17 protein-coding genes are annotated in these 18,236 nt (G+C 70.4%); 9 read left to right on the top strand and 8 right to left on the bottom strand.

Features of this window, described 5'->3' with window-relative positions; all coding sequences use genetic code 11:
- Positions 1 to 76 precede the first annotated feature (76 nt).
- Positions 77 to 523 (top strand): hypothetical protein, encoded by a 447-nt coding sequence (locus tag EYW49_RS17850; RefSeq protein ID WP_131310986.1) that lies wholly within the window; start codon positions 77 to 79, stop codon positions 521 to 523.
- 18 nt (positions 524 to 541) lie between these two features.
- Here the strand turns inward: EYW49_RS17850 and EYW49_RS17845 are convergent, their stop codons facing one another.
- The 3 genes from EYW49_RS17845 to EYW49_RS17835 all read right to left on the bottom strand — a co-directional run bounded on the left by EYW49_RS17845 (position 542) and on the right by EYW49_RS17835 (position 5,804).
- Positions 542 to 2,977 carry a putative bifunctional diguanylate cyclase/phosphodiesterase gene (locus EYW49_RS17845; RefSeq protein WP_165498320.1) on the bottom strand — a complete coding sequence of 812 codons (2,436 nt, stop codon included), beginning with the start codon at positions 2,975 to 2,977 and terminating at the stop codon, positions 542 to 544.
- Positions 2,978 to 3,138: 161 nt separating this feature from the next.
- On the bottom strand, positions 3,139 to 3,816 hold the full coding sequence (locus EYW49_RS17840; protein ID WP_131310984.1) for a response regulator transcription factor: 678 nt from the start codon (positions 3,814 to 3,816) through the stop codon (positions 3,139 to 3,141).
- Entirely contained in the window at positions 3,813 to 5,804 is a 1,992-nt protein-coding gene (locus EYW49_RS17835; RefSeq protein ID WP_206365504.1) for a two-component system sensor histidine kinase NtrB, read from the bottom strand. Before EYW49_RS17835 ends, EYW49_RS17840 begins: the two co-directional genes overlap by 4 nt.
- Before the next feature lie 105 nt (positions 5,805 to 5,909).
- Between EYW49_RS17835 and EYW49_RS17830 the strand changes: the two genes are divergently transcribed.
- Positions 5,910 to 6,938, top strand: coding sequence for a DctP family TRAP transporter solute-binding subunit (locus tag EYW49_RS17830; RefSeq protein ID WP_131310983.1), 1,029 nt, complete (start codon positions 5,910 to 5,912; stop codon positions 6,936 to 6,938).
- A gap of 13 nt (positions 6,939 to 6,951) precedes the next feature.
- Here EYW49_RS17830 and EYW49_RS17825 read toward each other — a convergent pair whose 3' ends face one another.
- Both EYW49_RS17825 and EYW49_RS17820 read right to left on the bottom strand, forming a co-directional pair.
- On the bottom strand, positions 6,952 to 9,579 hold the full coding sequence (locus tag EYW49_RS17825) for a beta-glucosidase (RefSeq protein WP_131310982.1): 2,628 nt from the start codon (positions 9,577 to 9,579) through the stop codon (positions 6,952 to 6,954).
- An 851-nt stretch (positions 9,580 to 10,430) separates the two neighbouring features.
- Complete coding sequence (locus EYW49_RS17820; RefSeq protein ID WP_228259667.1) at positions 10,431 to 10,922, bottom strand: Lrp/AsnC family transcriptional regulator; 492 nt, start codon at positions 10,920 to 10,922, stop codon at positions 10,431 to 10,433.
- A 135-nt stretch (positions 10,923 to 11,057) separates the two neighbouring features.
- On the opposite strand from EYW49_RS17820, the gene EYW49_RS17815 reads away from it, so the two are divergent.
- Complete coding sequence (locus EYW49_RS17815; protein WP_131310981.1) at positions 11,058 to 11,777, top strand: aspartate/glutamate racemase family protein; 720 nt, start codon at positions 11,058 to 11,060, stop codon at positions 11,775 to 11,777.
- A 160-nt stretch (positions 11,778 to 11,937) separates the two neighbouring features.
- The gene (locus EYW49_RS17810) at positions 11,938 to 12,243 is read left to right on the top strand and encodes a hypothetical protein (protein WP_131310980.1); all 306 of its coding nucleotides are present in this window, start codon (positions 11,938 to 11,940) and stop codon (positions 12,241 to 12,243) included.
- Between the two features lie 95 nt (positions 12,244 to 12,338).
- On the opposite strand, the gene EYW49_RS17805 is transcribed toward EYW49_RS17810, so the two are convergent.
- The gene (locus EYW49_RS17805) at positions 12,339 to 12,740 is read right to left on the bottom strand and encodes a pentapeptide repeat-containing protein (protein WP_131311018.1); all 402 of its coding nucleotides are present in this window, start codon (positions 12,738 to 12,740) and stop codon (positions 12,339 to 12,341) included.
- Positions 12,741 to 12,845: 105 nt separating this feature from the next.
- The gene (locus tag EYW49_RS17800) at positions 12,846 to 13,658 is read right to left on the bottom strand and encodes a tetratricopeptide repeat protein (RefSeq protein WP_131310979.1); all 813 of its coding nucleotides are present in this window, start codon (positions 13,656 to 13,658) and stop codon (positions 12,846 to 12,848) included.
- Between the two features lie 243 nt (positions 13,659 to 13,901).
- Here EYW49_RS17800 and EYW49_RS17795 point away from each other — a divergent pair, with 243 nt between their 5' ends.
- The 5 genes from EYW49_RS17795 (at position 13,902) to EYW49_RS17775 (ending at position 18,032) form a co-directional block, all read left to right on the top strand.
- Complete coding sequence (locus EYW49_RS17795; protein WP_165498319.1) at positions 13,902 to 14,981, top strand: OpgC family protein; 1,080 nt, start codon at positions 13,902 to 13,904, stop codon at positions 14,979 to 14,981.
- On the top strand, positions 14,978 to 15,793 hold the full coding sequence (locus tag EYW49_RS17790; RefSeq protein ID WP_165498318.1) for an SGNH/GDSL hydrolase family protein: 816 nt from the start codon (positions 14,978 to 14,980) through the stop codon (positions 15,791 to 15,793). The genes EYW49_RS17795 and EYW49_RS17790 overlap by 4 nt, the downstream gene beginning before the upstream one ends.
- Positions 15,794 to 15,827: 34 nt before the next feature.
- Positions 15,828 to 16,691 carry an SGNH/GDSL hydrolase family protein gene (locus EYW49_RS17785; RefSeq protein ID WP_131310976.1) on the top strand — a complete coding sequence of 288 codons (864 nt, stop codon included), beginning with the start codon at positions 15,828 to 15,830 and terminating at the stop codon, positions 16,689 to 16,691.
- Between the two features lie 141 nt (positions 16,692 to 16,832).
- A complete protein-coding gene (locus EYW49_RS17780) occupies positions 16,833 to 17,153 on the top strand; it encodes a PAAR domain-containing protein (RefSeq protein ID WP_131310975.1) in 321 nt (106 codons plus the stop codon).
- Between the two features lie 6 nt (positions 17,154 to 17,159).
- Positions 17,160 to 18,032 (top strand): class I SAM-dependent methyltransferase, encoded by an 873-nt coding sequence (locus tag EYW49_RS17775; RefSeq protein ID WP_131310974.1) that lies wholly within the window; start codon positions 17,160 to 17,162, stop codon positions 18,030 to 18,032.
- A gap of 31 nt (positions 18,033 to 18,063) precedes the next feature.
- Here the strand turns inward: EYW49_RS17775 and EYW49_RS17770 are convergent.
- A partial coding sequence (locus EYW49_RS17770) for an ATP-binding protein (RefSeq protein WP_165498317.1) occupies positions 18,064 to 18,236 on the bottom strand: 173 nt, incomplete at its 5' end.

Genomic DNA, 18,236 nt, shown 5'->3' with positions numbered 1-18,236 from the left:
GAGCGCGGGGACGGCGCCGATCGCGACCGGCCGGTCCGACTGCGCCGCCGCCGCATACCCCGTGGAGGACAGGCGCGTGAACGACATCGACCAATCCCCCCGAGCGCCCGTCGCACCGTCGGCAATCGCCGCACCTTCGGCCCTCGCCACGCGGGTCGCGCCCTACGCCGCCGCGCTGGTCGTCGCGGCCTTCGTCGGCGTGCTGGTGCTGCAACTCGGGGCCGGAACCGCCGCCGCGCTCGCCGCCGCCGCCGCCGCTGCCTTGTGGGGCGGGATCGGCTGGCCGCTGTGGGTGCGCGCCGGCGGGGTCACCTCGCCGGGCCGGGCCGCGGCCTTCGGGGTCGTCGCGGTGGCGGCGGGCGCGGTCGGCGCCGGACTGGCGAGTGGGGGGCTGGCGCGACTCGCCGAAGGGGGCGACGCGGTCGTCACGCTGCTGTTCGCGGTGGGCATGGTGACGCCGATGGTGATCGCCGCCGCGGTCGGCCTCGCGGTGCTGACTCGCCGCTTCGATCCGCCGCGCTAGAGCCGGGTCCGATCGGGCTCAGGCGACGGCGTCGCGGTGCTCGAGCTCGTGGGGCTCGATGTCGACGAAGTCGAGGTCGATCGGCTCGACCAGTTCGCCGCAGCCCGGCTCGCAGGCCACGTCGCGCCGCAGCATGTCGTGGATCGCGTCGACGTCGACGGCGGCCGAGATCACGTAGCCCTGGATCTCGTCGCAGCCGAGCCGCTGTAGCTCGGCCATCTGGAAATGGGTCTCGACACCTTCGGCGACCGTCGACATGCCGAGCGCCGCGGTGAGGTCGAGGATCGCCTTGACGATCGCCCGGCTCTGGGCGTTGGTGTCGATGTCGTCGATGAAGCGCTTGTCGATCTTGACCTTGTCGAAGGGGAACTTGCGCAGGTAGTTGAGGCTCGAATAGCCAGTGCCGAAGTCGTCGAGCGCCACCCGGATGCCCAGCACGCGCAGGTCGCGCAGCATCGTCAGGGTGTGTTCGCCGGCGTCGAGCAAGGTCGATTCGGTGATCTCGACCTGCAGCCGGTTGGGCGGCAGGCCGCTGTCGTCGAGCGCCTTGACCACCGTGGCGAGCAGCCGGCGATTGCGGAACTGCACCGCCGACAGGTTGACCGAGATCTTGAGATGGCGCGGCCAGCTCGCCGCCTCGCGGGTCGCGGTCCTGAGTACCCATTCGCCGATCGGCACGATCAGCTTGCATTCCTCGGCGATCGGCACGAATTCGGCCGGCGAGACGTGGCCGAATTCCGGCGAATGCCAGCGCAGCAGGGTCTCGAAGCCGGTGATCTGACCGTTCTGGGTGGCGATGATCGGCTGATAGACGAGATAGAGCTGCTCGGTGCCCATCGCCGCGCGCAGGCCCTGCTCCAACTGCCGCCGGCGCCGGGCGCGGGCGTCCATGCCCGGCTCGTAGAAGCGGAAGATGCCGCGGCCTTCGGCCTTGGCGCGGTAGAGCGCGAGGTCGGCGGCCTTCATCAGCTCGTGCGGCGTGCGCCCGTCCTCCGGACCGATGGCGATGCCGATCGAGGTGCCGATCGCGAAATCGGCGCCGTCGAGGGTGAAGGGCGTGTCGAAGGTCGCCAGGATCTCTTCGGCGACCTGGGTCGCGTGATCGGGGCGGTCGTCGGCGGGGGCGAGAATCGCGAATTCGTCGCCGCCGATGCGCGCCACCACCATGCCCGGGCCGGAACACGCCTTCAGGCGTTCGCCGACCTGGGTCAGCAGCGCGTCACCGACCGGGTGGCCCATGGTGTCGTTGACCGACTTGAACTGGTCGAGGTCGAGATAGAACAGCGTCGCCCGCCCGGCGCCTTCCGGGTCGGCGACCGCCCGCTCCAGTTCGAAGGAGAACTTCAGGCGGTTGGCCAGCCCGGTGACCGTGTCGGTCTCGGCGAGGAAGGTGGCGCGGGCCTCGGCCGCCAGCCGTTCGGTGACGTCGGAGCCGACCCCCTGATAGCCGCAGAACACGCCGCTGGCGCGGAACACCGGCCGTCCGGTGAGGCTCCACGAGCGCATCTGGTCGCCGATCTCCAGCCGCACGATCAGGTCGCGGAAGGTGTCGTACCACTCCATCGCGTCGAGCAGGTGGCGGCCGCCACCTTCCGGGTCGCCGGCCACCAGGGCGCGGATCGGCAGGCCCTCGAGCTCGCCGGCCGCCCGACCGGAGACTTCGGTGAGGCGTGCGGAGGGTTCGACCAACAGGCCTTCGCCGTCGGTCTCCCACAGCCAGTCGCCGCCGTGCTCCTGGAAATCGCGCAGCAACAGAGCGATGACGTCGTTCTTTTCGGTGAGTTCGGCGCGGTTGCGGGCGTTTTCGATGAAGCGGGTGGCCAGCGCCGAGACGTTGCGGGTCAGATAGACGCCGAACAACACCCACATCGCCACCATCACCAGATGGGCGGGCCAACCGAACTGGGTCTCGGCGATCAACATGGTGGTGATCAGCGAGGCGATGATGATCCACACGTAGAGGATCGAGGCGCGCGGCACAGTCGACAGGCTGAAGGCGCCGCCGGCCGCCATGCCGGTGGCCAGGACCTCGATCATCAGCCGATGCTGGCCGTCGGCGCCGGGCACCACGACGATCGGCATCAGCCCCCACAGGATGGCGAGCGCCACGGCATGGAGCGTCATGCGATCGATCGCCCGCGCCGAGGCGGTCGGCCGTGTCCGGCCGCGGGTCTTCACCCAGTTGCGCAGCGCCAGACCGACGAACAGCAGCACCGCCGCCGCCCAACTCGCCAGGAAGCTCCAGGCGATCTGACCGCGGAAGACCTGGACGACGATGGCGAGGTTGACGATGTTGGCGGCGGAACTCATCGGCACGAGGTCGACGATCGCCGCGATCTGATCGCCGCGGATGTGCCGGGCGGTCTCTTCGTCGATCGGGCGATCGTCGATCGCCGCGATGCCGAAGATGCGCCCGATCCGCCGTACGATCGACCCGTGCGTTCTGTCACCCACCGTGTTCGTCCGAAACCGCCCCCACATGCCGAGAACCCTACGCCGTCATTCGCGAACACCGATTTAACGGCGACCCCCGGGTTTCGGGCGATCGCATCATTATCTGGTCGCAGGCCTGTGAATCTCGGGGTTTTCGCGCGGGACGCGGGGCCGGCGGGGTTTCAGTCGGCGAAGGGGTCGCCGGCCTCCGGCGCCCCGCCGCGGCGTTCGTCGCGCCGGACCTCGGCGAGCCGGCCGGCCAGTTCCACCGCCGAGCGCACCGCGAACTTCTCGAGGATCCGCGCCCGGTGCAGTTCGACGGTGCGCAGGGCGATGCCGATCTCGTCGGCGATCTGCTTGTTGAGCGATCCGCCGAGCATCAGCTCCATCACCTCGCGTTCGCGCGGCGACAGGCTGTCGAGGCGGGCGTGCAGGTCGCGGGCCTGGAGGTGGTCGGCGTGGCGGCGCGTCTCGAGATCGAGCGCGGCGCGCACCCGGGCCGTGAGCTCGGCCGGATCGAACGGCTTTTCCATGAAGTCGAAGGCGCCGTGCTTCAGCGAGCGCACCGCCAGCGGCACGTCGCCGTGGCCGGTCAGGACGATCACCGGCAGCAGCGAGCCGGCGGCGGCGAGGCGGGCCAACACGTCGAGCCCGGACAATCCGCCCATCCGCACGTCGAGCACCACGCAGCCGCGCATCGCCGCGCTCCAGGCGGCGAGGAAGTCTTCGCCGGAGGCCCAGACGGTCACCAGCAGCCCGCAGGAGGTCAGCAGCCAGGCGAGGGAATCGCGGATCGCCGGATCGTCGTCGACGACGTGGACGGCGATGTCGCCGGTGCCCGGATCGGTCGTGCCGTTCATGCCGTCGCCTCGCGGATCTTGAGCGGCAAGGTCACCGCGAAGATCGTACCGCCCCCCGGCCGCGCCGTGAAGTCCAGCCGACCCTGGTGCAGTTCCACGATGGTACGGCAGATGTTGAGCCCCATCCCCATGCCCTCGGGCTTGGTCGTGAAGAACGGTGTGAACAGCCGATCGGCGGTGGTCGGGTCGACGCCGCTGCCGCGGTCGGCGATCGACACCACCACGTGGCCGTCGTCGGCCTGCGCGGCGATGCCGAGGCGGCGATCGCCGGCCGGTGTCGCCGCCATCGCCTCGATGCCGTTGCGCATCAGATTGAGCAGCACCTGTTCCATCAGGATCCGGTCGGCCTCGACCGTCAGGTTCGGCGGCAGGGCGGCGATCTCGATCTCGACCCCGGCCTTGCGTGCATCGGGGGTGACGAAGGCGGCGAGGTCGCCGATCAGTTCGGCGACGTCGAGGGGGGCGAACCGCGGCTCGCGCTTGCGCACGAAGTCGTGGACGCGGCGGATGATGCCGCCGGCCCGGCGCGCCTGCGCCTCGACCTTCTCCAGCGCGGTGATCATCTCGCCGCCCGACCGCCCGTCGCGCAGCAGGTTGAGGCAGCCCGCGGCATAGGAGGCGATCGCCGCCAGCGGCTGGTTCAATTCGTGCGACAGGGTCGAGGCCATCTCGCCCATGGTGATCAGGCGGGCGGTGTGGGTCAGTTTCTCGGTCTGCAGGCGGTCGAGCTCCTCGGCGCGTTTGCGCGCCGTGACGTCGATGATCGAGCCCATCCAGCCGCGGTGGACGCCGTCGGCGTCGACGAGGCGCGCCTCGTAGACCAGTACGTCGAAGATGCTGCCGTCGGCGCGGCGGAAGCGGGTCTCGAAACTCGACGGGCCCAGCGTGCCGTCGGTCAGCGCCTTGTGGCGGGCGAGCGTCTCGTCGACCAGATCGGGCAACCAATAGGGCATCGGCGGCGGATGGCCGACCAGTTCCTCGGCGCGAAACCCGACCATCCGGCAGAACGCCGGATTGACGTAGATGATCCGCCCGTCGAGATCGCGCGCCCGCATGCCGACGGTCAGGCTCTCCTCCATCGCCCGGCGCAGCGCCTCGGCCTCCTCGAGGCTCTGTTCGGCGTCGAGGCGGCGGCGGTAGTGACGCATCAGCGCGACCAGCGAGCCGACCGCCACCGCCGCCAGACCGAGGATCGCCGCCACCAGACTGTTGCGGGCGAGGTTGGTGCCGCGGTGATGGGCGGCCAGCACCAGCACCACGTCGGGCAGCGGCGGGTCGAAGCTCAGCTCGTGGCGCAGCGCCACCGGCCCGGGATCGAGCGACGATTTGGCGGCGAGCTCGACGCCGTCGCGGGCGGTCAGCGCCACCCGGCTGTTCTGTGTGATCCACCACGGCACGTGGGCGGTGACCAGCCGATCGAGGCGGACGTGGGTGACCAGCGTGCCGACCCGGGTGGCGCGCGCCTGCACCGGGGTCACCAGATCGACCACGTAGCCGGTCCCCGGGACGGCGTGGGCCAAGCCGAAGCCGCGCATCCGCAGCTCCGGCGCCACGGCCGGCGCGGCGGCGGGATCGGCCGGCGGCACGCTCAGCTCGACCCGGCCCTCGGCATCGAACCAGTCGACCCCGGCGACTTCCTGGTGGGTGGCGATCAGCGTCCGCAGCCGCGCCGCCACCCCCTCCACCGCGACCGGCCCCGCGGCGAGATCGAGGGCCAGCCGTTCGACCGAATCCCGCGCCGCCTCGATCTGGAAGCGCAGCGCCTGCTCGACCCACAGCGCATCGCGAATCAGCGCGTCGCGCGCCTCCTCCCGTTCGCTGCGGTCGGCGAACCACACCAGCGACCCGAGCAGGGCGACGATCGCCAGGATTGCCGCCAGCGGCATCGCCTCGACGATGCGGGCGACCCGGCGGACCGGACGGCGCCGCGCGAACCGCGACCGCGCGGGCGGGGCATCGGCGGGCGGCGAGGGAGCGGCGTCGGTCACGGCGGGATCCGTCTCGGGCGAGGGTGCGGCGGCGACCGCGTCGTGGCAGGATAGCGCAACCGCTCGCCTCCGCAGAGCGAATTGCCCGAGGGGAGAGGGGCGCCGATGGTCCTGCAAGCCCGCATCGCCGGACCGTCCCGCCGCGGGGGGCTCGCCGCCCTGGTCGTCGCGATCGTCGCGGTCGCGTTCGCCGCGGCGCCGGCCGCCGCCGATCCGATCGTCCTGCGCTTCTCCCATGTCGTCGCCCCCGACACGCCCAAGGGCAAGGGCGCGGAGAAGTTCAAGGAACTGGCCGAAGCCGCGACCGGCGGCCGGGTGCGCATCGAGATCCATCCCAACAGCGAGCTCTACAAGGACAAGGAGGAACTCGAGGCGCTGCAGCTCGGCGCCGTCGAGATGCTGGCGCCGTCGCTGGCCAAGTTCGCCCCCCTCGGTCTGCCGGAGTTCGAGATCTTCGACCTGCCCTTTGCCTTCCCCTCGCCCAAGGCCCTCGACCGCGTCACCGAAGGCCCGATCGGCCGCACCCTGCTCGCCCGCCTGAAGGACCGCGGCATCGTCGGCCTGGCCTTCTGGGACAACGGCTTCAAGCTGATGAGCGCCGACCGGCCCCTGCGCCGGCCCGAGGATTTCCGCGGCTTGCGCATGCGCATCCAGGCGTCGCGGGTGCTCGAGGCGCAGATGCGGGCGCTCGGCGCGGTGCCCCAGGCGATCGACTTCGCCGACGCCCGGCGGGCGCTGGAGACCGGCCTCGTCGACGGCACCGAGAACACCCCGTCGAACATGGCGACCCAAAAGATGGACGAGGTCCAGCGCTATGCCACCCTCTCCGATCACGGCTATCTGGGCTATGCGGTGATCGTCAATCAGAAGGTCTGGGAGGCCCTGCCGGCCGATCTGCGTGCCGCGCTCGAGCGGGCGATGCGCGAGGCGACGGTCTATGCCGACGGCATCGCCCGTGCCGAGAACGAGGCGGCGCTGGCCGCGATGATCGCCGCCGGCCACACCACTTTCCTGCGCCTGACGCCGGAGGAGCGCGCCGCCTGGGTCGCCGCCCTGGAGCCGGTGCGCGCCGAGATGGCGAGCCGCCTCGGGCCGGCGCTGATCGCCGAGTTGCGCCGCGCCGCCGCCGAGTGACGCCCCAGTGGGCTCACGGGCGCGGCGTCGCCATCGCGGTCAGCCGCACGTCGCGCGACGAGGCGGCGAATTCCACGACCCTCGTCCCCGGCACCAGCCGCCAGCCGTGCTCGCGCTCCGACCACGCCTCGAAGCGTCGCCGCTCCAAGGGAATCGTCAGCCGCGTCTCGCCGCCCGGCGGCAACTCGACCCGGGCGAAGCCGGCGAGCGCCCGCGGCGGCATCGGCAGACCCTCGGGCAGGGTCTCGGGGCGAGCGAGATAGACTTGGACGACGTCGGCGGCGGTGCGCGTGCCGACGTTGCGGACCGTCACCGACGCTTCGAAACCGTCGCCCACTGCGCTCACCGCCGCATCGCTCCAGGCGAAGCGGCCGTAGCCGAGCCCGTGGCCGAAGGGGAACAGCGGCGCCTCGCCGCGTTCGTCGTACCAGCGGTAGCCGACGAACACGCCCTCGTCATAGGCGATCACCTCGTCGAGGCCGCGATAGCGCTGCGGCTCCCCCGTCGCCAGCGTCTGGTCGTCGCGGACCGGGAAGGTCAGCGGCAGGCGGCCGGAGGGCGAGGCGCGGCCGGCCAGCAGATCGGCGAGCGCCCATCCGCCCTCCTGGCCGGGATACCAGCCGAGCAGCACTGCCTTGACCCGGGAGAGCCACGGCATGGTCACCGGCCGGCCGGTCGCCAGCACCACCGCGGTGCGCGGATTGACCGCGGCGATCGCCGCGATCAGCGCGTCCTGGTCGCGCGGCAGGGCCAGCGTGTCGCGGTCAGGCGGCAATCCGTCCTCGTGGGCGAACACCACCACCGTCGCCGCGCTGCGCGCCGCCTCGACCGCCTCGCGCAGCGCCTTCTCGCGGGCCTGCGGCGTCACCCAGGCGAAGCGCAGTTCGAGCGGCGTGTCGGCCTGGGCGCTCGCCGTGAGGCGGATCTGGTAGTGGTGGCCGGCCGCCAGCCGCACCCGCAGCGGCACCACGTCGAGCCCGTCGGCGGTGGTCACCACGCTCGACCAGGGATGGGCGACGCCGCCGTTGGCGCCGATCCGCGCCGAACTCACCGTCCGATCGGCGAACTGCAATTGCGCCCGGCCGCCCGAGGTCTCGACCATCAGGTCGTAGACGCCGCTGGTCGGCACCGTCAGCAGCCCCGCCCAGGTCCAGTCGCCGCCGGCCGGCAGCGCCGCGGCGCCGGTGAAGTCGAGCACCGAATCGACGTCGGCCTCGCCGTCGGGGTCATGGGAGGCCATGCGCACCAGTCCCCGCTCGACGCTCGGGCTCGCCGAGCGGGCGGCCAGCGCCGCGGCGTCGTCGGGCGTGTCGCTCCAGGTCAGGGCTTCGGCGGGAATGGTCTCGCCCTCGAGATCGATGCCGACGCGATGATCGATCCGCACCGTCGGCCCCAGCGTCGCCCGCAGCGCGTCGAGCGGCGAGACCTCGCGGTCGCGGAAGCCGTAGGCGCGCTCGACCCCGGCCCCGGCCGCGAGCTTCGCCGCGGTGGCGCCGACCAACAGCACGCCGCCGCGGGCCCCGGAGGCGCCGAGCGGCAGCAGCTCGTCGTCGTTCTTCAGGAGCACCGCGCCGCGGGTCGCGACCTCGCGCGCCACCGCCGCGCTGCGGTCGCGATCGAGGACGGGGCGCGGCGGCACCACCGCCCGTCCGCGCCACGGCGACGCCCCGGCGAGCAGGCCGAATCGCCGCATCGTCACCAGCACTCGGGTCACCGCTCGGTCGAGCCGCTCCATCGCCGCCGGATCGCGGGCGCCTCGTGCCGCCAGCTTGCCGTACCAGGTCGGCGCGGTGGTGCCGGGCATCTCGACGTCGAGCCCGGCGCCGAAGGCCTGGGCCCGCGCCGCGTCCCAATCGGAGGTGACGAAACCGTCGAAGCCCCAGCGGTCGCGCAGGAAGGTGGTGAGCAGGTCGCGTTGGGCGCAGGAGAACGGGCCGTTGACCCGGTTGTAGGCACACATCACCGAGGCGACGCCGGCCTCGCGCACCGCCGCCTCGAACGGCGGCAGATGGATCTCGGCCAGCGCCCGCTCGGAGATGCGGAAGTCGGCGACGTCCTGGCCGTGGAACTGGTCGTTGGCGGCGAGGTGCTTGACCATCGCCATCGCCCCTTCCGCCTGGATGCCGCGGATCTCGGCGGCGCCGATCCGCGCGGTCAACAGCGGATCCTCGCCGAACTCGTCCTTGACCCGGTGGAACACCGGCAGTCGGGCGATGTTGACGTGCGGCCCCAGCACCACGTCCATGCCCAGTGCCCGCGCCTCGCGCCCGAGCACGCGGCCGTAGCGTTCGGCGAGGCCGGGATCGAAACTGGCGGCGAGCGCCTCGGGCGAGGGCAGGGCGGTGGCGTCGGCCCGCGCCTCGATGCCGGCCGGCCCGTCGGCGGTTCGGAGCGGCGGAATGCCGTGCCGCGGCACCCCGGCGATGTAACCGGCCCCGCCGAGCCCCAGCGGATCGACGGCGCCGCGCACCATCGCCAGCTTCTCCTCGAGGCTCATCGCCGCCACCAGGGCGCCGACGTCGACCTCCGCGGCGCGGAGGGGCGCCGCGCCGGCGAGCACGCCGAGCAGCAGCGCGATCGCGCCGGCGAGACCGCGCCGACGGGCGCGCGCGGGGAGGGGAGCGAGGACGATACGGGTCATGGACACTCGATCGATCGGCCGCCCCGGCACGCCGACGACGCACGCGGGGGACCCGGGGAGATGAGGACGGCGGACCGGAGACTCGTCTCTAGCCTCACGCCCCGCGCCGGTCAAACCGCGGTCGGGGCGCGCGCGTCGAGCGCCGGCATGCGGCGCACGGCATGACATGGGCCGCGACACGCCGCACCGCGCCCTCTTCCTTCTCCCCTCGCGGGAGAAGGTGGCCGAAGGCCGGATGAGGGGGCGGCCACGGACGCTGGACTCGCGGTCGAGCTCGTACCCCCCTGTCCGACCTTCGAGGGTCGAAGGTCGGTCCCACACCGTCCTCTCCCCCCTCGAGGGGGAGAGACAGAGAGGGGGGGCTGAGCTGTGACTCGCTTCCGCTCTCGAGACCCGATGGCTCCGCCGCGCCCCCTCTCCCTGTCCCTCCCCCTCGAGGGGGGAGGGGACGACATCACGGCCGGTTTTGCTTGGCGGCGGCGACGGCACGGACAGCCCCTTCCCCTTCTCCCCTCGCGGGACCTTTGCACAATCTGTCCCAGGGTCTTCGATCCGCTCGAACGGATACCCGAGAGGGTGCACACCCACCGCCGTCATCCCCGGCGGCGCGGCACGCGCCGGGAAGGGGATCCATAATATTTTCAGTAACTTACCGAAGTTCTAGGCTCCCTTCCCTCGCTGCGCTCCCTTCCCTCGCTGCGCTCGCCGGGAGCGACGGTAGAGCTCGATCTCCAGCGAAAAGAATCGGGAAATTGCGCAAAGGTCCCCTCGCGGGAGAAGGGTAGCCTGCGGCGAGTCCCTGCCCCCCGAACCCGCGATCCGCGCGCAACCGCCTCCAGGCCCGCCCCCCCTCACAGATACGTCACCGGCACCGCGGTGGTGAACTTCATCTCCTCCATGCCGATGAACGAGGTGATGTCGGTGAAGTCGAGCCGCGAGATCAACTGCTTGTAGACCGCGTCGTAATGGTCGACGTCGGGCACCACCAGGCGCAGCAGGTAGTCCATCTCGCCGGTCAGGCGGTAGGCCTCGACGATCTCGGGAATGTCGGCGATCGCCCGGCGGAAGCTCTCCAGCCAGTCCATCGAATGGCGCGACGTGCGGATGCCGACGAACACCGTGGTCGGCACGTTGGCGCGGCGGCGATCGACCAGCACCACCCGCTTGGCGATCAGACCGGAGTCCTCCATCGCCTTGATCCGCCGCCAACAGGCCGACACCGACAGATGTACCGCCTCGGCGAGACGGCCGATCGGCACCGAGGCGTCGGCCTGCAGCGCCGTCAGGATCTTTCGGTCGCGTTCATCGGTCTCGGCGCGCTGCATTTCGAAGCCCTTTCTCATCGGCGCGCGGATTTTCAAATATTTTTCCAAGATACGCAAATCAACCGCGTCGGCGCGCGCCGCGCCGCCCCACCAGGCCGACATTTTCGATCCCGCCCGCGTTAGGGTCTCTTCGAACCTGGGCGGAGGACGGACATGAGCGAGATCATCGGACTGATCGGCGGAATGAGCTGGGAGAGCACCGCGACCTATTACAAGGCGATCAACGAGATCGTCCGGGCCCGGCGCGGCGGTCTCGCCTCGGCCGAGATCCTGCTGCATTCGGTCGATTTCGAGAGCATCGTCGCCCTGCAGAAGGCCGGCGACTGGGACGGCGCCGCCGATCGCCTCGCCGACATCGGCCGCCGCCTGGCCGGCGCCGGCGCCGGCTGCGTGCTGATCTGCACCAACACCATGCATCTGGTCGCCGACCGGGTCGCCGCCGCCCTCGACGTGCCGCTGATCCACATCGTCGACGTCACCGGCGCCGCGCTGGTCGCCGCCGGCCGCCGCCGGCCGCTGCTGCTCGCCACCCGCTACACCATGGAGCACGGCTTCTATCTCGACCGCCTGAAGGCCCGCTTCCCCCTCGACCCGATCGTCCCCGACGCCGCCGACCGCGGCCGGATCCACGACGTGATCTTCGACGAACTGTGCTGCGGGACGGTGCGCGCGGCGTCGCGCGCCGCCTATGTCGAGATCATCGAGAAGGGCCGCGCCGCCGGCGCCGATTCGGTGATCCTCGGCTGTACCGAGATCGGCCTGCTGATCGGCCAGGAGCATTCCGCCCTGCCGATCTACGACAGCACCCTGCTCCATGCCGCCGCCGCGGTGGCCTTCGCCGAGGGCGACGCGGGGCTGGCTTCGGCCGCCTGAGGGGCGCGAACGCACGCGGAGCTAAAAATCGAGGGTCGGCACGGGAACGTCGCCGGCCCTCATCTGTTGTCGACCTGCGCGAGATCAAGGCGGCCGGCCGTTCCATCGACCACACAGGGAGACGGCTGCCGCATCGGCGCCCGATGGGGGAGACGACCGAATGACCCAGAACCTCGAAGCCAGTTATGCGGAATTCGCCGGGCTGATCCGGACGGTGTCCGCCGGCGAACTGCGGATCGACGTGGCGGAGTGGAACCGCTCCGCGGTCCGTCTGCTCGCGCAGCGCTGCAAGCAGCTCGCCGTCCTCCATGCCAAGTCCGTCCGTCTGGCCTTCGGCTACGCCGCCGCCAAGCGGCTCGGCGCGCCGGATCAGATGACCGTCCTCGGCCCGGTGTTCGAAGGCGTGGAATCGTCGGTGGCCTCCGGCGACGCCGATGCCGAGGCGCTGATCGTCCGCTTCCGCTGACGGCGAGGGGGAGGTCCGGAACGCGGGGCCGCGCGGAGATCCGAGCGCGTTTCGCCTGGGCCGCGTAACGGCTCAGCGCGCCACGCCGCCCGGGCTCACTCGCCGCAGGCGGTGTAGACGCCCTCGAACCGGAATTTCGACCGATCGAAGCCGTCGGGGAACCGGGTCGCGCAGTCGATCGTCACGCCGTCGAGCTTGGCTCCTGCGAACGACGACGAGCGCAGATCGACGCCCCTGAAATCGCTGTCGCGAAGGTCGGAGCGATCGAACCGGACGTGGTCGAAGCGGGTGGTGCGGAAGTCGTCCGAGACCGGAATCCCGGAAAAATCGACGTCGCGCAGCCGAACGTTGGTCAGGTTGAGCGTAAGCCGACGCGATTTTTCGAACTTTACGCCGGCGAGTTCCGAATCCTCGAACCGCAGACCGGAGGGGGCGCCGCCGGAGAACACCGTGTCGCGGATCGCCACGTCGCGAAACAGCGTGTCCTCGAAATACACGCCCGAGAAGCGATTGCCGGTGAAGACCGCGTGTTCGATCGTGACCGCTTTGAAATTGACGGCGTCCCACGTCGTCTTCTCGAAGACGCCGTCGGTCAGGTCGAGCTACGAAAGCGTCAGATCGAGGAATTCGGTTTCCCGGAAGTCCTTCTTGCTCAGGGAAAGCGCATCCCGCGCGCCCGGGGATGACGCGCTTCCGGCCGAAACTCTGCGCGACAGACCTTTGGCATGAGCGAAGAGAATGGCGTTCTTTCCATCCATCGGCGCCGGCATGGTCGCTCTTTCGAGCATCTCGATCGCCTCGCGGATGCGGTCGGCCGCCAAGTAGGCGTCGCCCAGTGCTCTCATCGCCCAAGGATCGGCGGGATCCATCGCAAGCAATCGCTGGAATGTCTGAATCGCTTCCCCGCGGAAGCCGTAGCGGCGATAGAACTGGCCGAGTTCGGTCAGCGCTGCGGCATCGCCATCTTTCGCGGCCTCCTCGCGTCGCGATCGCTCTTCGTGGATGATGTCGAGCAGCGCCTGCGTCGGATGGTAGGAACATCCGGGCGTCAGCCGATAGGTGCCGGGTTTCGGAACGGGAACCAGGAAGAACTCCGTTTCCTTCGGTTTGCCATGCGTGCAATCGGCGGCCGGGTCCTCCGACAACGTGAACTCCACCTGGATCACCGTACCGACCGGGGCGCCCTTCCAGCTCTCTTCGATCCGATACTCGGCATGCCCGACCGATCGCCCGTCGACCTTTGGAAGCTTCGGCGGCCGCACCCAGCGACCTTTGGCGACCAAATCCACCTCGCGGAAATTCGAGAGAACGGCACGCTCCCGATCGAGCGGAATGGCACAGTCGCATGCCGACGCCGCGACGTCGCCGGCCAGCAGCAGCGCCAGGGCGGCGAGGGCCTTCGCAAGTCCCGTCATGGTCGTCTCCGAAACCCGGATGTCGATCGGCGAGCCCCACGATAGGCCGCGCCGCCGATCGCGTCACCACCTCCGCGTGCGACCTTTCCGCCGCGCCGCCCGGCGACGCCGCGCCGCCCCCGCCGCCTGTACGCCTTCGGCGCCGGACGGTCGCTGGGTCGAACGCAGTTGCGTTATCGCCCCTGGTCAGTCCCGTGGATCGGCGTATCTTCAGAAGCAGCTTCGAACCGAGGGCGACGACACGTGCCGAGGGATGCCAATGCCGTCGACTTCTGGCGCGGCTTTGCGCTGATCGAGATCTTCGTCAACCACGTTCCGGGGAATTTCTACGAACAGTTCACCCACAAGGCCCTGTCACTGTCCGACTCCGCCGAATTGTTCGTGTTCCTCGCCGGCTGGTCGTTGAAGTTCGTGGTCGGCCCGCCCGACGCCCCGGCCCCGGCCGTGCGCCTCGTCGGTCGCTTGGTGCTGCGCGCCTACCAGCTCTTCTCGGCGCATGTGGTGATCGTCATGCTGGCCGTGGCGATGCTCGCCGCCGCCGCGCGCCTGCTCGATAATCCGCTGATCCTCGAATGGTTCAACGCCGCGGCGGTGTTCTATGAGCCGGTCGAGACCCACATCGGTCTGGTTCTGCTCACCCACCAGCTCGGGTACTTCGACATACTTCCTCTCTACGTCGTTCTCCTGTTGTTGTCGCCCCTGATCGCGCTATTGGATCGCTTCAATCAAACGGTTCTGTTGACGGTATCTTTCTTAATATATATCGTGTCTTTGATAACCGAGGCGACGTTCACCACTTGGCCGACCCAGGGCGAATGGTTCTTCAATCCGATGTGCTGGCAATTCGATTTCGTCCTCGGGTTTCTCTTCGCCCGGCCGACCGGCGCCGGGGGCTGGGCGCGTCGCAATCTCGGCTGGGTGCGGATCGTCGCGATCCCGATCCTCGCCGCCGCCGCCTGGGCGCGTTGGTACGGCTTCGAACTCGACCCGACGCTGGCGCCCGAGCCACACCTCCTGTTCGTCGACGCCAAGAGCTTTCTGAGCCCGATCCGGGTGATGCAGTTCCTGCTGTTGGTCGCCGCCTTCTCGGCGGTCTATCCGACCATCGCCCGCTTCGTGCCGCCGCTGGTCTCGGTGCTGTCGCTGCTCGGGCGCAATTCCCTGCTGGTGTTCTGCCTCGGCTCGCTGCTCAGCCTCGCGCTGCAGATCGGCCGCTTCGCGGTGCGCGGCGGCATCGCCTTCGACACCGCCGCGGTCGCCGGCGGCCTGCTGCTGCTCTATGCGGTGGCGGCCGGCCACGAATGGCTGGAGACGTCGCGATGAGGGCCGGGCGGCGGTGGCGGACGGCGATCGCCCTGGCCCTGGCCGCGGGTCTCCTCACCGCGCCGCTGCGGGCCGAACCGCCGGTCGAGACGGTCGGCACGCCGGTGCCGCCCGAATGTCTGGCGCCGGGGGTCGAGGCGAGTTCGACGGTGCCCTTGCCCTTCGTCGCGGCGGCGCTCAAGTCGCGCAACCGCATCGTCGTGCTGGCGATCGGCGGATCGGCGATCGGCGGCCGCCCCTATGGCTCGCGCGACTATGCCAGCGTGGTCGAAGCCTTCCTCGAACGCTCCTTCAAGGGCCTCGACGTGCAGATCGTCCAGCGCGGCGTCTCCGGCGAACTGGGCCGCGACGTCGCCGCCCGGATCCGCCTGGAGGTAGCCCGCTCGCGCCCCGACGTGGTGTTCTGGCAGGTCGGGACCGCCGACGCGCTGGCCGGCGTCGATCCCGAGGAGCTCGCCGCGACGGTCCGCGACACCATCCGCTGGCTGCGCGACCACGAGGTCGACACCGTGCTGATCGGCCTGCAATATGTCCGGGTCCTGCGCGAGGATCCGCAGTATCAGGCGACCCGTGAGGCGCTGGCCGAGGTGGCCAAGGCCGAAGGCGTCCTGCGCATCCGCCGGTACGAAGTCGTCGAGACGATCAATCGTCTGCAGAAACCGCAGGAAGTGCCGGCGTCCGATGCCGAGCTGACGGCGGCCGGCTACAACTGCATGGCCGAATATCTGGCCCGCGCCGTCGGCAGCGGCCTGTTCGGACGCAAGGAATCCGAGCCGCCGCCGCTCCCTCCCAAGGCGCCGCCGCCCCCCTGACGGATAGACCGACCCATTCGACGAAGGACGAGACATGGGCTTGCCGACCTTGCCGAGATCTCCGCGTCCCGCCGCCGCCCGTCCGCGGCCCGGCCTGCGCTCCGCCTTGCGCGCTGCTGCGATCGCCGGCGCCGTGGCCCTGACCGCGGCGCCGGCCGCCCGTGCCGAAGGGCCTGTCTCGACCCCCGCCGCCCGCGCCGAAATCTCGACGGCGGCGCCGGCTTGTCGGGTGCGGCCCGACCAGGTCCGCCTCAGTGAGCCGCTGCCGCGGGTCGCCGAGCGGCTCGTGCGCGGCGAACCCCTCAAGATCGTCGCCTTCGGCTCGTCCTCGACCTTCGGCCTCGGCGCCACCGACCCGTCCCGCACCTATCCGAGCCGTCTCCAGGCGGAACTGCAGACGCTCTATCCGAAGTCGGCGATCACCGTCGTCAACAAAGGCGTCAACGGCAACGAGACCCGCGACGAGATGCTGCGCTTCGATCGCGACGTGATGGCCGAGAAGCCCGATCTGGTGATCTGGCAGGTCGGCACCAACACCCTGCTCAATCGCCACGACATGTGGCCGGTGTTCCTCGACGTGCGCGAAGGCGTGCGCCGGGTGCGCACCGTCGGCGGCGAAGTCGTCCTGATGAACCCGCAATATTCGCCGCGCGTCCTCGAACGCCCGGATTATTCGGCGATGATCGACCTCGTCGCGGTGGCCGGCAACGAGCTCCGGGTCGGCCTGTTCGACCGATTCGCGCTGATGAAGAGCTGGGCCGAAGTCGAGCACATGCCGTTTTCGACCTTCGTCACCGCCGACGGCCTGCACATGAACGACTGGGCCTATGGCTGCATCGCCCATGGCCTCGCCGTGGCGATAGCCGGATCGACCACCCGCACCATGGCCAGCCACTGAGGCCGCGCCGGGTTTCCCCCGTCGCACGGTGCACGGCGCGCCGCCGTCGTGAGCTCCGCACAACTGCGGATAAAATGGAATTACTCAAAACATTTCAATGAGGAAGCGTATGACGGAAGCACGGCGTCGCAGGAGGTTGCCATGCCGCTTCAGTCGCGCCTGGGGGACAAGGCGTTCAACCCCGCGGATGCTCATGGCTGTCCGGCGTGCCCCCATCCGGTGATCGGCCCGGCGATCGCCGGGTCCCCGAACGTCTACGTCAACGAGCGGCCGGCCCTGCGCGTCTCCGATCCGGGGATGCACGCCGCCTGCTGCGGCCCCAACACCTGGAAGGTCGCCGCCGGCAGCTCCACCGTGCTCATCAACGGCCTCCCGGCGGCGCGCGTCGGCGACATGACCGCCCATTGCGGCGGCATGGGCACGCTGGTCGAGGGCAGTCCGACCGTGATCGTCGGAGGCTGACCGCCCGTGCCCGCCGCCTGGCCGTCGTCGCTGCCGCTGATCTGCCCGCGTTGCCGGGGCCGAATCGACGGCGTCGCGGCCTCGGCCCGGCTCGAGCCGCACCCCATCGGCTTCGTCTGCCCGGCCTGCGGGACCGGTCATCCGGTGATCGACGGCGTGGCGCTGGTCCTGCCCGACCTGTCGAGCTGGATGCGCGAGGAGCACCCGGCGGTGCTGTGCCGCGCCGATCTTCCGCCCGATCTGCTCGCGCGGATCGTCGACGACGCCGGCGGTGTGCTCGCCCGCGACCGCGCCCTGCTCTCGGCCTATGGCGACGGCGGCGACGACGCCGTCCGGGCCTGGGCGCGGCCGCGCCTGCCGGGTCCGGGCGCGGCGATCCTCGACCTCGGCTGCGGTGTCGGCTGGACCGATCGGCCGGACATCGTCGGCCTCGATCTGAACTTCGCGCTGCTGCGCCGTCACGCCGGGCCGGCGGTGCTGGCGGATGCCCTCGATCCGCCGTTCGCCGCCGAGTCTTTCGACGCGGTGCTGATGCTCGATCTCGTCGATTCCTGCCGCCTGCCGCTGGGGGCGTTGGCCCAGGCCACTGCGCTGCTGCGGCCCGGCGGCACGCTGCTCCTGACCTGCGCCTTCGCCTGGCGCGACGACATCACGCCGCGCGCAGACCGCCTCGGCGAGGACGATCTCGACCGGGTCCTGGCCGGGGGCGGCCCCGATTCGTGGCTGCGCTACGCGGTGATCGACGAGGACGAGTTCGACTGGACGCTGCAGAGCGGGCCGCGCCAGCGCTGCGTCTATCGCGTCCGGGCGATCTCCGCCCGCCGGCTCGGCCCGGTGGATGTTGATTTCCGCGGAGAACTGACCCAGGCTTTCCACTGAGAACTGACCCGCCTTGATGATGGTCGGTTGGTCAGTTGGCGGTCAAGTTCCTCGTCTTCTCCCTGGTTGGTTTGGCCGTTTTCGCCGAACTGTTCTTGAAGCGGAAGCTGTCGTTCCCTGTCTCCAGGATGTGGCAGTGGTGGGTGAGCCGGTCGAGCAACGCGGTCGTCATCTTGGCATCGCCGAAGACGGTCGCCCATTCAC

Origin of the sequence: Siculibacillus lacustris (assembly GCF_004328075.1) — a bacterium.
Taxonomy (GTDB): domain Bacteria; phylum Pseudomonadota; class Alphaproteobacteria; order Rhizobiales; family Ancalomicrobiaceae; genus Siculibacillus; species Siculibacillus lacustris.
The sequence above is the reverse complement of the archived record's forward strand: the minus strand, read 5'-3'. Positions and strand labels throughout refer to the sequence as shown.

Excerpts from the sequence above, each read along its gene's own strand:
- EYW49_RS17840 (WP_131310984.1), bottom strand. The coding sequence starts at position 3,816 with ATGAACGGCACGACCGATCCGGGCACCGGCGACATCGCCGTCCACGTC.
- EYW49_RS17830 (WP_131310983.1), top strand. The coding sequence starts at position 5,910 with ATGGTCCTGCAAGCCCGCATCGCCGGACCGTCCCGCCGCGGGGGGCTC.
- EYW49_RS17825 (WP_131310982.1), bottom strand. The coding sequence starts at position 9,579 with ATGACCCGTATCGTCCTCGCTCCCCTCCCCGCGCGCGCCCGTCGGCGC.
- EYW49_RS17820 (WP_228259667.1), bottom strand. The coding sequence starts at position 10,922 with ATGAGAAAGGGCTTCGAAATGCAGCGCGCCGAGACCGATGAACGCGAC.
- EYW49_RS17815 (WP_131310981.1), top strand. The coding sequence starts at position 11,058 with ATGAGCGAGATCATCGGACTGATCGGCGGAATGAGCTGGGAGAGCACC.
- EYW49_RS17810 (WP_131310980.1), top strand. The coding sequence starts at position 11,938 with ATGACCCAGAACCTCGAAGCCAGTTATGCGGAATTCGCCGGGCTGATC.
- EYW49_RS17800 (WP_131310979.1), bottom strand. The coding sequence starts at position 13,658 with ATGACGGGACTTGCGAAGGCCCTCGCCGCCCTGGCGCTGCTGCTGGCC.
- EYW49_RS17790 (WP_165498318.1), top strand. The coding sequence starts at position 14,978 with ATGAGGGCCGGGCGGCGGTGGCGGACGGCGATCGCCCTGGCCCTGGCC.
- EYW49_RS17785 (WP_131310976.1), top strand. The coding sequence starts at position 15,828 with ATGGGCTTGCCGACCTTGCCGAGATCTCCGCGTCCCGCCGCCGCCCGT.
- EYW49_RS17780 (WP_131310975.1), top strand. The coding sequence starts at position 16,833 with ATGCCGCTTCAGTCGCGCCTGGGGGACAAGGCGTTCAACCCCGCGGAT.